The 13,054-nt window shown below is 58.5% G+C and carries 11 protein-coding genes; 1 reads left to right on the top strand and 10 read right to left on the bottom strand.

Going from position 1 to position 13,054, the window contains the following annotated elements:
• Positions 1 to 38 precede the first annotated feature (38 nt).
• The 4 genes from RFER_RS10840 to RFER_RS10825 all read right to left on the bottom strand — a co-directional run bounded on the left by RFER_RS10840 (position 39) and on the right by RFER_RS10825 (position 3,775).
• Positions 39 to 1,022 (bottom strand): 2-hydroxyacid dehydrogenase, encoded by a 984-nt coding sequence (locus RFER_RS10840; RefSeq protein WP_011464436.1) that lies wholly within the window; start codon positions 1,020 to 1,022, stop codon positions 39 to 41.
• A 37-nt stretch (positions 1,023 to 1,059) separates the two neighbouring features.
• Entirely contained in the window at positions 1,060 to 2,343 is a 1,284-nt protein-coding gene (gene nhaD / locus RFER_RS10835) for a sodium:proton antiporter NhaD (protein WP_011464435.1), read from the bottom strand.
• Positions 2,344 to 2,621: 278 nt separating this feature from the next.
• Positions 2,622 to 3,332, bottom strand: coding sequence for a nitroreductase (locus RFER_RS10830; protein WP_011464434.1), 711 nt, complete (start codon positions 3,330 to 3,332; stop codon positions 2,622 to 2,624).
• The gene (locus RFER_RS10825) at positions 3,329 to 3,775 is read right to left on the bottom strand and encodes an acyl-CoA thioesterase (protein ID WP_041791988.1); all 447 of its coding nucleotides are present in this window, start codon (positions 3,773 to 3,775) and stop codon (positions 3,329 to 3,331) included. The genes RFER_RS10830 and RFER_RS10825 overlap by 4 nt, the downstream gene beginning before the upstream one ends.
• A gap of 243 nt (positions 3,776 to 4,018) precedes the next feature.
• Here RFER_RS10825 and RFER_RS10820 point away from each other — a divergent pair, with 243 nt between their 5' ends.
• Positions 4,019 to 4,561 carry a phasin family protein gene (locus RFER_RS10820; protein WP_011464432.1) on the top strand — a complete coding sequence of 181 codons (543 nt, stop codon included), beginning with the start codon at positions 4,019 to 4,021 and terminating at the stop codon, positions 4,559 to 4,561.
• Positions 4,562 to 4,806: 245 nt separating this feature from the next.
• Here RFER_RS10820 and RFER_RS10815 read toward each other — a convergent pair whose 3' ends face one another.
• The 6 genes from RFER_RS10815 to infB are packed head-to-tail and all read right to left on the bottom strand — an operon-like array spanning position 4,807 to position 13,030.
• Positions 4,807 to 5,949, bottom strand: coding sequence for an enoyl-CoA hydratase/isomerase family protein (locus RFER_RS10815; protein WP_011464431.1), 1,143 nt, complete (start codon positions 5,947 to 5,949; stop codon positions 4,807 to 4,809).
• Positions 5,946 to 6,821: a DMT family transporter gene (locus RFER_RS10810; protein WP_041790576.1), complete on the bottom strand. Its 876-nt coding sequence runs from the start codon at positions 6,819 to 6,821 to the stop codon at positions 5,946 to 5,948. Before RFER_RS10810 ends, RFER_RS10815 begins: the two co-directional genes overlap by 4 nt.
• A 17-nt stretch (positions 6,822 to 6,838) precedes the next feature.
• The gene (typA, locus tag RFER_RS10805) at positions 6,839 to 8,662 is read right to left on the bottom strand and encodes a translational GTPase TypA (protein WP_011464429.1); all 1,824 of its coding nucleotides are present in this window, start codon (positions 8,660 to 8,662) and stop codon (positions 6,839 to 6,841) included.
• 13 nt (positions 8,663 to 8,675) lie between these two features.
• A complete protein-coding gene (truB, locus tag RFER_RS10800; protein ID WP_011464428.1) occupies positions 8,676 to 9,692 on the bottom strand; it encodes a tRNA pseudouridine(55) synthase TruB in 1,017 nt (338 codons plus the stop codon).
• Between the two features lie 4 nt (positions 9,693 to 9,696).
• Entirely contained in the window at positions 9,697 to 10,065 is a 369-nt protein-coding gene (rbfA, locus tag RFER_RS10795; protein ID WP_011464427.1) for a 30S ribosome-binding factor RbfA, read from the bottom strand.
• 28 nt (positions 10,066 to 10,093) lie between these two features.
• The gene (gene infB, locus RFER_RS10790; protein WP_011464426.1) at positions 10,094 to 13,030 is read right to left on the bottom strand and encodes a translation initiation factor IF-2; all 2,937 of its coding nucleotides are present in this window, start codon (positions 13,028 to 13,030) and stop codon (positions 10,094 to 10,096) included.
• Between the last annotated feature and the right edge of the window lie 24 nt (positions 13,031 to 13,054).

Here is a 13,054-nt window from a genome sequence, read left to right as displayed (position 1 = left end):
ACGTTGACTTGACACGGGATAAGCAAACAGCAAACAGCTTATGGCGTCACCAGCACCGCGGGGTTCAGCGGCGTCACGGGTTTGCCCTGCGTCAAAAATCCAATCAGGTTGTCAGCCGCCAGATTGGCCATGGCCAGCCGCGTGGGCATGGTGGCGCTGGCGATGTGCGGGGTCAGCACCACATTGGGCACAGTCAGCAAATCAGGGTGCACGGCGGGCTCGCCTTCAAACACATCGAGACCGGCGGCGGCTATCGTCTTGTTGCGCAAGGCCAGCGCCAGCGCGGCATCGTCCACAATGCCACCGCGCGCGATGTTGACCAGCGTGGCAGTGGGCTTCATTTGCGCCAGCTCGGCCGCACCGATGGCGTGGTGTGAAGACGCCGAATACGGCAGCACCAGCACCAGATGGTCTGCGGTTTTCAGCAACTCCTGTTTGCTGACGTAAATTGCCTTGCATTCAAGCTCGGTTGCGGCATCCAGCCGCGATCGATTGTGGTAAATCACCTGCATGCCAAAGCCATGGGCGCCGCGTTTGGCGATGCCCTGGCCGATGCGGCCCATACCCAGAATCCCGAGCGTGCTGCCATGAATATCGGCGCCGGCAAACATGTCGTAGCGCCAGCGTGTCCACTGGCCGGCGCGCAAAAAATGCTCCGCTTCGGCCATGCGACGCGCCGTCGCCATCAATAGGGCAAAGCCGAAGTCGGCAGTGGTCTCGGTCAGCACATCCGGTGCGTTGGTGCCCAACACTCTGGCTGCCGTCATGGCCGCTATGTCGAAGTTGTTGTAACCCACGGCCATGTTGGCGCAGATTTTCAACTCAGGGCAGGCGGCCAGCAACGCAGCGTCAATGCGCTCGCCACCGGTGGTGAACACGCCCTGTTTGCCTTTCAGTCGCTCAATCAACTGAGCCGATGTCCAGAGCTCATCGGCTTGGTTGGACGTGACCTCAAAGTGCTGCGCCAGCTTGGCAACAACTTCTGGGAAGATAGCCCGAGCAATCAATATTTTGGGTTTCATAACTGACAATCTGGTGCGGTTAAAACAAGCTGCCGATTCAATGCAGCAACTGGTTTTGCACGATGTAAACCGCCGCGCCCGCAAAATAACCAATCAGTGCCAGCCCGCTGATCTTGCGCATGTACCAGATGAAATCAATTTTTTCCAGGCCCATGGCGGCCACACCCGCGGCCGAGCCGATGATAAGAATTGAGCCACCGGTACCGGCGCAGTAAGCGACGAACTCCCACAGGAAACTGTCAGTGGGGTACTGTGCCAGCGTGTACATACCCATGGACGCAGCCACCAGCGGCACGTTATCCACCACGGCACTGGCAAGACCAATGACCATGACAATGATTTCCTGGCGCCCAACCAACTCATCCAGTGATTTCGCCAGGGCGGTCAGGATGTGGGTGTGCTCCAGCACCGCCACGGCCATCAGGATGCCGATAAAGAAGACGATGGAGCTCATGTCAATGCGCGTCAGCGCGCGCACCAGCGTCAGGTGTTGCTTCTGGCTTTCTTCCTTTTTCAGGTGCAACAAATCGCCCACCATCCACAACATGCCAAGACCAAACAAAATGCCCATGAAGGGCGGCAGGTGCGTCACGGTCTTGAACACCGGCACCCCGACCAGAATAGCCAGGCCGAGAAACAACATCAGGTTGCGCTCGAAAGCGGTCGAGTGCAGCGTGTCCGCGTCCTGCCTGCGCGGTGGCGGCACCACCGGACGCGCGCCGAGGACGAAACTGGTGACTGCCAGCGGCACAAGCAGATTGGTCAACGATGCAAGAAAGAGGCCCTTCATGATCGCCAGTGTGGTGATCTGGCCGCCGATCCAGAGCATGGTGGTGGTGACGTCTCCAATCGGCGTCCAGGCACCGCCGGCATTGGCGGCAATGACGATGATGCCGGCAAAGAACAGGCGGTCATCCCGTTTGTCGAGCAGCTTCTTCACGAGTGAAATCATGACGATGGTGGTGGTCAGATTGTCCAAGATCGAGCTCAGGAAAAACGACACAAAACCGATCATCCACATCAGCGTCGACAGGCGGGTAGTCTTGATGCGCGAGGTGATGGCCAGAAAGCCCTCATGCGCATCGACCACCTCGACAATGGTCATGGCCCCCATCAAAAAGAAAACAATCTGCGCGGTGCCCATCAGCGAGCGGTCGAGGTCAGCATTGACTTGGTTCACGTCACCGCTGGCCAGCGCATAAATGGTCCACAACCAGCCCGCGCCCATCAGGGCGGAGGCTGACTTGCTGATCTTGAGCGGATGCTCCAGCGCAATCGCCAGGTAGGACAAGACAAAAATGACGGAGATGGCGGCAATCATGGGGTACCTCGGGGGAAAAATCTCAATAGAACTTCAATAAAAATAGCAGCGCGCTGATTATGCAGGCCGTGCCATGTCAAAACCCTGACGTAAGTCAATCTGGCATGCGCGTCGCCACGCATGTCCTTGGACCGCGAATTGCAGAAATCGACAAGTAGTTGGGCCTTTGCGGCGCACCACCTTGATGACGATTTGTCATGGCCGGGATGCGCATGGCTTGACTCTAAGGCTTAACTTGCCTGGCGCCCAGCGTAATAACCCTAGATGTGTACCCCGGATCAAGTCAGCCAGTGCGTGAACTCTGCCACCGGCACCCGCGGCGTACGAAAGGTATTCACCACATCGTCTTCATCGGCGTAACCCAGCGCCATGCCGCAGACCAGCATCTCGTCGGCCCCGGCGCCGATGTGCGGCAGGATGATTTTGGCAAAGCCGTTCCACGCCGCCTGCGGGCAGGTATGCAGGCCACGAGAGCGCGCCGCCACCATGATGTTTTGCAGGAACATGCCGTAGTCCAGCAGCGAGCCGCGGCCCATCACCCGGTCCAACGTGAACATCAAACCCACCGGCGCGTCAAAAAACCTGTAATTGCGCTGATGCTGCAAATGCATCTTGTCCTTGTCCCCTTTGCCAATGCCCAACAGGTTGTACAGGCCCCAGCCGTTCTCGCGCCGCCGGTCGATGTAGGGACTGACCCATTTTTCGGGGTAATAGTCATATTCTTCGCGGTATTCATGGGCCAATACCGGATTGGCGCGCACGGCGTCGTGCGCAGCGCATACCTTCTCCACCAAGGCAGCACGACTCTCCCCCTGCAACACATAAACCCTCCAGGGCTGCGTGTTGGTGCCCGAGGGCGCGCGGCTCGCCACCTGCAGCAAGGCCGTCAGGGTCTGACGCGACACCGGCGCTTGAGTGAAGGCACGCGCGGACATGCGCGAGCTGATGGCGGCGTCCACGAGCGCGGCGTCCAGGCCGGATGGGGTCATAACAGTGTCTCCAGAACAGTTTTCAGATTGAGGGGCAAGGGTGCCGGGCGACGGGTTTGCTTGTCCACATAGACGTGAATGAAATGGCCCCTGGCCGCGGTCAGAGGCTCACCCTGCGCAAACAGGCCGACCTCGTAGCGCACGCTGGACGCGCCCAGCCGGGCCACACGAATGCCGGCCTCCACCGTCTGCGGAAAGGCCAGGGGCGAGAAGTAGTTGCACTGGGTTTCAATCACCAATCCGATGGTGTCGCCGTGGTGGATGTCAAGCACGCCCTGTTCGATCAGGTAGGCATTCACAGCCGTGTCGAACCAGCTGTAATAGACCACATTGTTCACGTGACCGTAGGCATCGTTGTCCATCCAGCGTGTGCTGATGCTGCGAAATACCTTGTAGGCACTGCGCGACGCGGGTTGGGGCTTGTCGGATCTGGCTTCACTCATGGGCCTGATTTTGCCAGTGCGGCGGCCCATTTCCGCAAAGGCTTTCATGTCAGGCGTATGTCAGGCCCCAATCACTGAACTTTTTAGAAATTTTGTTCTAAATTGTTGCAACGCAGCAAAAAACACTTGCATGGGCCCGCGATCACCCTATAATTTGAAACATGCTGCACTGCAACATAAATCAAATTCAAGCAGGGTTACGGGGCAGATATTTTTCATCCTAACTTTCAAAGGAAAATTACCATGTTGACCGTCGAACAAGTCCTGGCCTCACAAAAAGCCAACGTCGAAACCCTGTTGGGTCTGACCTCCAAAGCCTTCGAAGGTATGGAGCGTATCGTTGAATTGAACATGACCGCTTCCAAAGCAGCCCTGGCCGAAACCAGCGAAACTGCCAAAGCCTTTTTGAGCGCAAAAGATGCACAAGAGCTGCTGGCGCTGCAATCGAGCCTGATGCAACCGTTGGCTGAAAAAACAGCCGCCTACAGCCGCCATCTGTATGACATCGCGACCGGCTCCAGCGCTGAATTCAGCAAGGCTTTTGAAGCCCAGACTGCCGAAGCGCAACAAAAGTTCATGGGTTTGGTGGACAACGTCGCCAAGAACGCACCGGCTGGCTCTGAGTCGGCTGTTGCCGTCATGAAAAGCGCCGTAGCTGCAGCCAGCAACGCAATGGAATCAGTGCAAAAAGCGGTTCAGCAAGCAACTGAAGTGGCTGAAGCCAACTTCAACGCAGTTTCAGCGACCGCTGTGAATGCAGCCAAGCCCGCCGGCAAAAAGCGTTAATTAATAAAACTTGTGAAGTAAGTTAGAGATAAATCGTCTTTCTGGAGCAACATCTCTACAAAACTTAGGGCAAACCCTGAGATACTTCATACCAGTTGGATTTATGAAAAACATTTAGTTTTTTACTGGTTGTCTCCTCGGGTCCTTTCGAAACCAACAGGTTCAGGGACTCCTTAAGGGCTGGTCGCAAGATCAGCCCTTTTTTTTGGAAAAAAACTTGACAACGGGCTGAGTGTGATCAGCGACTATCTCAACTCACGCAACGGGTGGGCCTGAGGCGTCCACGGGCTGGTGAAAAATGGCGCCACCATCGCCGGGGTCACGTCTTCAATTCGGACCGGGTTCCAGTGCGGCGTGTTGTCTTTGTCCACAGCCAACGCCCGGATGCCTTCGACCGTCTCGCTCTGGTTGGCGCTGCGCCCCAGATGCCGGGGGGCAAAACAGTGGTGCACCATGTCGCGCTCCATGCGCAGGTCATCAGCCAGGCTCAAGGAGCGGGCGCGGCGAATCTGTTCCAGCGTCACTTGCAACATCACCGGTGAGCGCTGGCGCAAAGTGGCGGCAGTGCGTTGCGACCACTCGTCGTCAGCAGCCTCCAGCGCCTGCACCATGGCGACCACAGAGTCCAGTCCAAAATATTGATCAATTTGGCCTCTAGCCCCCATGGAATAAGCGGCATCAGCTATTGAATACATAGCAGTCCAGGAATCGATGGCTGTATCGCGATCAAAGTCCAGCTGGGCCAAAGCTTCCCAAGCTGACGACAACTGGGTGGCGTCAAAACAGACATCGGCCAGACCCAGCGTCAGCGCCGCGGCGGCGCCAAGGGTTTCCCCGGTCAAGGCCAACCATTCGCCGGTATGCCCCGGGCAGCGGCTCAGAAAATAGCCACCACCCACATCCGGGAACAAGCCAATGTTGGTTTCCGGCATGGCCATTTTGGTACGTTCCGTGACGATGCGGATCTTGGTGCCCTGACCAATGCCCATGCCACCGCCCATGACAATGCCATCCATGAAGGCCATTGAGGGCTTGGGGTAGGTGTGGATCAAATGATTGAGCCTGTATTCCTCGGTGAAGAAGTCTTCCAGCTCAGGATCACCCGCCAGCGCAGCCTGATGAAAAAAACGGATGTCACCACCGGCGCAAAAGGCGCCAAAAGGGCCGGTTTTGCTGTTGCCGCGAATGGCCACCGCCTTGACCCGAGCGTCACCGCGCCAAGCCAGCAGGCATTGGGTCAAGGCGCGGATCATGGGCAGCGACAAGGCGTTCAGGGCTTTGGGCCGATTCAGCGTGATGAAGCCAACCTGGCCGCGTACCTCGCTCAGCACAAGGGCTGCCTCATCGCTTGCTGCAGGGTTTTGTACATTCAGTCCAGCGTTCGTCATGCGCGGTTTCTCCATCCAATCAGTTCATTGACTGCCAATGCCCCGATCACCAGCGTACCGCCCAACAGCACATTGGGGCCCGGCACCTCGCCCGCGCCGACCCAGGCCAGCAAAATGCCAAAAATCACTTCCAGCAAGCCCAGCAGCGCCACTTCAGGCGCCTTCAGCACCCGGGTGCACAGCACCGCCAGTGCACAGGGAATAGCCAGTTGCACCAAGCCCAGCCCGGCCAGTAAGACCAGATCGTGCGCCGAGGCCTGAAAAGGCAAAGCCATGGGCAGGGTCACCAGGGATGAGAGCACGGCGCCGATCAACACAGCCGGAATCAGATCGACGTCGTGTCCTTGCGCGTGGGAATGTTGCGTGACGGTCCAGTTGGCGGCGCCGGAGATGGGGACACACAGAGCCACCAAGGTGCCGAGCAGGCTGCCACCTTGCGTGATCTGGCTGCCATACATATAGGCAATGCCGCCGCCGGCGACCACAATGGCGACCCAGGTTCGCAAAGCAATGCGGTGACCAATGAACAGGCGCGCGGCCAGCGCCGTGAACAAGGGCCCCAGCGCCATGGTAATCAACACATTGGCAACGCTGGTCAGCGTGATCGCCAGCATGAAAAAAGTGAACATGCCGGACCAACAGACGCCGGAAATCCACAGTGCTGAGCCGCCGCTGCGCATCCGGCTGAAAACGCCACGCCCGAGAAAAAGCGGCAGGATCACCAGCAACGACAGCACCGTGAAGAAGCTGCGCCAAAAGGTCACCTCAAAACTGCGGGCCTGCTCCAAATGGCGCGTGACCACCCCGGCGATGGACCACATCAGGGTCACCGCCACCATCAAGAGAACAGCCCGGTTGTGGGTGAGCCTCACGCGTCGTTAATCGGAAATTAGCGACCCGCCCGCTTGCGCTCGCTCTCAGTCAGATAACGCTTGCGCAGGCGAATCGACTTGGGCGTGATTTCGACCAGTTCGTCGTCTTCAATGAATTCCACGCCGTATTCCAGCGTCAATTGAATCGGCGGGGTGATCTTGATCGCATCTTCCTTGCCACTGACGCGGAAGTTGGTCAGCTGTTTGGTGCGCGTGGCGTTGACCACCAGATCGTTGTCACGGTTGTGGATGCCCACAATCATGCCTTCGTATACCGGGTCATTGGCCGTGACAAACATACGGCCGCGGTCATCGAGTTTGCCCAGCGCGTAGTTGAAGATTTCACCCGCATCCATGGAGATCAGTACGCCATTTTTGCGCCCGCCGATGTCACCCCTGTGGGGCTCATAGCTGTCAAAAATGTTGGAGATCAGGCCCGAGCCGCGCGTCAGGTTCAAGAATTCATTGGTAAAACCAATCAGACCACGCGCCGGAATGCGGTATTCCAAACGGACCCGGCCACGGCCATCGGGTTCCATGTTGATCAGGTCGCCCTTGCGCTCGCCCAAGGCTTGCATCACACCACCCTGGTGCTGCTCCTCGACGTCGATGGTCACCAGCTCGATCGGCTCATACTTTTCGCCATTGACCTCCTTGAGCACCACGCGCGGCTTGCTGACTGCCAACTCAAAACCTTCGCGCCGCATGTTTTCCAGCAGAATGGTCAAGTGCAGTTCGCCGCGACCCATGACTTCAAAGATACCTTCTTCATCGGTTTCTTTCACGCGCAAGGCCACGTTGTGTTGCAGTTCTTTTTGCAGACGATCCCAAATCTGGCGGCTGGTGACGTACTTGCCCTCACGGCCCGCCAGCGGGCTGGTGTTGACGCAGAAGTTCATGGTCAGGGTCGGTTCGTCCACCTTGAGCATGGGCAGCGGTGCCGGATTGACGGGATCGGTGATGGTCACGCCAATGCCGATGTCAGCCAGGCCGTTGATCAGCACGATTTCGCCTGGACCGGCATCCGTGGTCTGCACGCGCTCCAGGCCCTGGAAGGTCAACACCTGGTTGACACGACCTTTGACGGCCTTGCCATCCGGACCTTCCATCACGACCACGTCCATCATGGGCCTGATCGTGCCCTGGCTGATGCGCCCGACACCAATCCGGCCCACAAAGGTCGAAAAGTCGAGCGCCGAAATTTGCAGTTGCAGTGGCGCTGCAGGGTCACCCTGTTGGTGCGGCACATGCTTGAGAATGGTATTGAACAGGGCCGACATGTCGGGACCCCACTGTTCACCCTGACCGCCCTCTTCCAGCGACGACCAGCCGTTGATGCCGGAGGCATAGACCACGGGAAAATCCAGCTGTTCATCCGTGGCGCCGAGCTTGTCGAACAAATCAAACGCGGCGTTGACCACCCATTGGGGGCGCGCACCGGGCTTGTCCACCTTGTTCACCACCAGGATTGGCTTGAGTCCCAAGGCCAGGGCCTTTTTGGTCACAAAACGCGTTTGGGGCATGGGGCCTTCTTGCGCATCGATTAGCAGCACCACGCCGTCGACCATGCTCAATGCGCGTTCCACCTCGCCGCCGAAGTCGGCGTGACCGGGGGTGTCAACGATGTTGATGTGTGTGCCTTGCCAGGTCACGGCGCAGTTCTTGGCCAGGATCGTGATGCCACGCTCTTTTTCGATGGCGTTGTTGTCCATCACGGTGTCAACCACCTTCTCGTGCTCGGCAAAGGTGCCAGACTGGCGCAGCAATTGGTCGACCATGGTGGTCTTGCCATGATCGACGTGAGCGATGATGGCGATGTTTCGGATTTGCTTATGGGACATAGTTCACTTTCTCTTAAATCTCGTCAAAGTCTGTCGTCTGGAGGGCTGAGGGCGGGGCTGCGTGCAGCACGCTGGACCCCGATTCGCAATCTCCCACTATTTTCTCAATCTCAAGCGGACTCAATAGCCGCCCTGGTATCAACTCACCTGCCACAACATGGCCAGTGCCCAATAAGGCACGCGGTTTTTCGCCATAAACGGCAACTTGCCCGTTGTCAGGCCAATTTCCCCGGCGGCGCAAGCCGCTCAGGAACCGCCCTGCATTTTCAGTGTCCAGCGTGACGACCGTGTGCTCGCTCAGCAGCGACTCCACCGGCAGCAGCTGGCTCAATCTCTCTTCATCCGTCATCGCCTCCAATGCCGCCAGCGTCACACACTGCGCCACATCGAAGCCACCCGTCTCAACCCGGCGTAGCGCCGTCAGATGCGCGCCGCATCCCAGGGCTTCACCGATATCCTCAGCCAGGGTCCGGATGTAAGTGCCTTTGCTGCATTTAACTATCATTTTAATAGTTAAATATTCAGTATCCACGGGGGCTAGAGCCATATTTAGCTTATAAATTGTGACGTCACGACCTTCCCGCTCCACCTCGATACCGGCCCGCGCGTATTCGTACAGGGCCTTGCCGTCTTTTTTCAAGGCGCTGTGCATCGGCGGTATCTGCCGAATCAGCCCGGTGAAGCGTATCGCCACATCACTCAGGTCTTGCTCTGTCACCTTCACCGACCGCTCTTCAATGAGCTCGCCCTCGGCGTCGCCAGTACTTGTTTTCACACCCAGCCGCGCCACCGCCTCGTACGTTTTGTCCGCATCCAGCTGAAGCTGGCTGAACTTGGTGGCGGCACCAAAGCACAGCGGCAACAGACCCGTGGCCAGTGGATCGAGCGTGCCGGTGTGGCCGGCCTTCTCAGCCCGCAACAGCCACTTGGCTTTTTGCAAGGCGTCATTGCTCGACAGTCCCAAAGGCTTGTCCAGCAACAGCACCCCGTGCACGGGGCGCCTGGCAACCCGTGCACGCGGCGCATTCATCGGATCAATCCTCTTTGGCGCGAGAGGCAACAGCACGCGCAATCAAGGCGTTCATGTCGGCGGCGCGCTCGGTCGTTTGGTCAAACAAAAAATGCAGTGTGGGCACGGTATGAATGTGCAGCCGCTTGAACAGGCCCGCCCGCAAAAAGCCGGCAGCCTGATTCAGTCCTTCCGTACAGGCTTTGGGATCTCCCGCCAGCAGGCTGAAGTACACCTTGGCGTGCGCATAGTCAGGCGTGACTTCCACCGCCTGGATCGTCACCATACCCACCCGCGGATCTTTGAGCTCGCGCGCAATCAGCTCGGTCAGATCCCGCTGGATCTGATCGGCGACCTTGAAGGCGCGGTTGGGGGTTTTTGACTTTTTACGCACGATTTACGTCGGGTCCATCACAGCAACATCAAAGCGTTCTCGCGACTTCGCGAATTTCAAAGAATTCCAGCACGTCACCCTCTTGGATGTCGTTGTAGTTCTTGATATTCAAACCGCAATCAAAGCCTTCACGCACTTCCCTGACATCGTCCTTGAAGCGCTTGAGCGAGTCGAGTTCACCCGTGAAGATGACCATGTTGTCGCGCAGCAAACGCAGCCGCGCGGTGCGCCGCACGACGCCGGCAGTGACCATACAGCCAGCAATCGAGCCAATTTTCGACACCTTGAAAATCTGGCGAATTTCGGCGGTACCAATGACTTCTTCCTTCTTGTCCGGCGTCAACATGCCCGACATGGCGAGCTTGAGCTCATCCACGGCGTCATAGATGATGTCGTAGTAACGAATGTCCACGCCATTGTTCTCGGCCAGCTTGCGCGCGCCGGCATCGGCGCGGGTGTTGAAACCAATGATGACGGCCTTGGAGGCAATCGCCAGGTTCACATCCGACTCGCTGATGGCACCCACCGCGGTGTAGACCAGTTGCACCTTGACTTCGTCGGTCGAGAGCTTGAGCAAGGACTGCGCCAGCGCTTCCTGGGAACCCTGCACATCGGCCTTGATGATGATCGGCACCATCTTGACCTCGCCCGCGGCCATGTCGGTAAACATGTTCTCGAGCTTGGCAGCCTGTTGCTTGGCCAGTTTGGTGTGACGGAACTTGCCCGCGCGGTAAGTGGCAATTTCACGGGCACGGCGCTCATCGGCCATCACCATGAACTCGTCGCCGGCTTGCGGCACTTCAGTCAGACCCTGGATTTCGACCGGAATCGAAGGGCCTGCCGTCTTGATGGTTCTGCCGTTTTCGTCCAGCATGGCGCGCACGCGGCCATAGGTCGAACCCGCCAGCACAATGTCGCCGGTCTTGAGAGTGCCCGATTGCACCAGCACGGTGGCCACCGGGCCACGGCCCTTGTCCAACTGCGCCTCGATCACCAGGCCCTTGGCCATGGCGTCGACAGGTGCTTTGAGTTCCAGCACTTCAGCCTGCAGCAGCACTTGCTCCAGCAAGGCGTCAATACCCTGACCGGTTTTGGCCGACACGGGGACAAACGGCGAGTCACCGCCAAATTCCTCGGGCACCACTTCTTCGACCACCAGCTCGTTCTTGACGCGCTCGGGGTTGGCATCGGGCTTGTCGATCTTGTTGATGGCGACCACGATCGGCACACCGGCCGCCCGTGCGTGCTTGATGGCTTCTTTGGTTTGCGGCATCACACCGTCGTCGGCGGCAACTACCAGAATGACGATGTCGGTGGCCTTGGCGCCCCGGGCCCGCATGGCCGTAAAGGCTTCGTGACCGGGGGTATCCAGGAAGGAGATCATGCCGCGATCGGTTTCCACGTGGTAAGCGCCAATGTGCTGGGTAATGCCACCGGCTTCGCCCGTGGCGACCTTGGCACGACGAATGTAGTCCAGCAAGGAGGTTTTGCCATGGTCAACGTGACCCATGACGGTGACCACCGGTGCACGTGGCAGCGACTCGGACTGCTGCTGAGACACTTCATCGACGGTAAATGCTTCTGGATCGTCCAGCGCCGCCACAATCGCCTTGTGACCCATTTCTTCCACCAAAATCATGGCGGTGTCCTGGTCCAGGGGCTGGTTGATGGTGACCATCTGGCCGAGTTTCATCAGGTGTTTGATCACCTCGGACGCCTTGACGGCCATCTTGTGCGCCAACTCGGCCACCGTGATGGTCTCCGGCACATGCACCTCAATCACACGCTGCTCAACCGGCGCCGCCTGCACCCGATGGTCATCGCGGTCGCGATCACTGCTGCCGCGTCTGCCGCCACGAGCCGGGGCGCGCCAATTGGTACTGCGACCCGCCCCCGGTGCCGCTGTGGCGCCACGGGTGGGAATACCTTTTTTCTTCGCTGGATCGCCGGCCCAGCTGCTGGACAGCTTGGCTGACTTGACTTCTTTGCCAGCGCCCGCAGCGGCTCCGGCCGCCGGTGCACCAGGTGCACCAGGTGCCCCAGGCTTGGCCGGTTTCGCAGGCACGGCGCCAGCAGCTGGTTTGTGCAGCGTCCCCTTCATGGCCGGCTTGACTTCTTCCGGCTTCTTGGGTGGAGGCGGCGCTTTTTTGGCCGGCGAGGACATCATCAGGCGAATGGCAGCCGCTTCGCTCTCTGCCTTGCGTCGACGGTCCCCCAGATCAGCGGCACGAACCACATCTTCAGCCGCCCGAGCCTTGGACTCCGCCAATTCCTTTTCGCGTGCCAGCCCTTTTTCTTTGGCCAGGTGTTGCTCTTTTTCCGCTGCAGCCAAAACCTTGGCAGTTTCAATTTCAGTCGGATTTGGCGCCGGTTGCTCGGGCGCCACCGGCTTGCTTTTTTTCTTGAGCGCTTGTGCTGCTGCGGCTTCTGCAGCTTCTGCGGCTACTGCCGCAGCCTTTTCAGATGCTTCACGTGAGCGCGCTTCCTGCTCTTCACGCTGACGCCTGCGCTCAGACAGCTCTTCTTCCTGACGTCGAATCAACTCAGCCTGACGGCGCGCTTCTTCTTCCCGGCGTGCCAACTCAAGGTTGTCGACCTGCGGCGCGGCCTCGACTTCCTGTTCGGTCTCAAGCGCGGGAGCCTCCGCGCTCACCTCTACGCCATCGTCGCGCCGGATGAAGGTGCGTTTCTTGCGCACTTCGACCTGAATGGTGCGCGCCTTGCCACTGGCATCCGCCTGCTTGATTTCGGTGGTCGACTTCTTGACCAAGGTGATTTTTTTGCGCTCGGCGCCCGCCGCGCCATGGGTGGACTGCAAGTAACTCAATAGACGCTGTTTGTCAGCGTCGTTAAGCTTGTCGGAAGCTGCCGTTTTGGCAACGCCCGCCGATTTGAGCTGCTCAAGCAGCGTAGCGGTTGATTTTTTGAGTTCGTTTGCAAACTCGGCGACTGTCGTACTGAACATTTGTTGGGTAACCTTTCATGACCA

Origin of the sequence: Rhodoferax ferrireducens T118, assembly GCF_000013605.1 — a bacterium.
Lineage (GTDB): Bacteria > Pseudomonadota > Gammaproteobacteria > Burkholderiales > Burkholderiaceae_C > Rhodoferax > Rhodoferax ferrireducens.
This window is presented reverse-complemented; position numbering and strand designations above follow the sequence as displayed.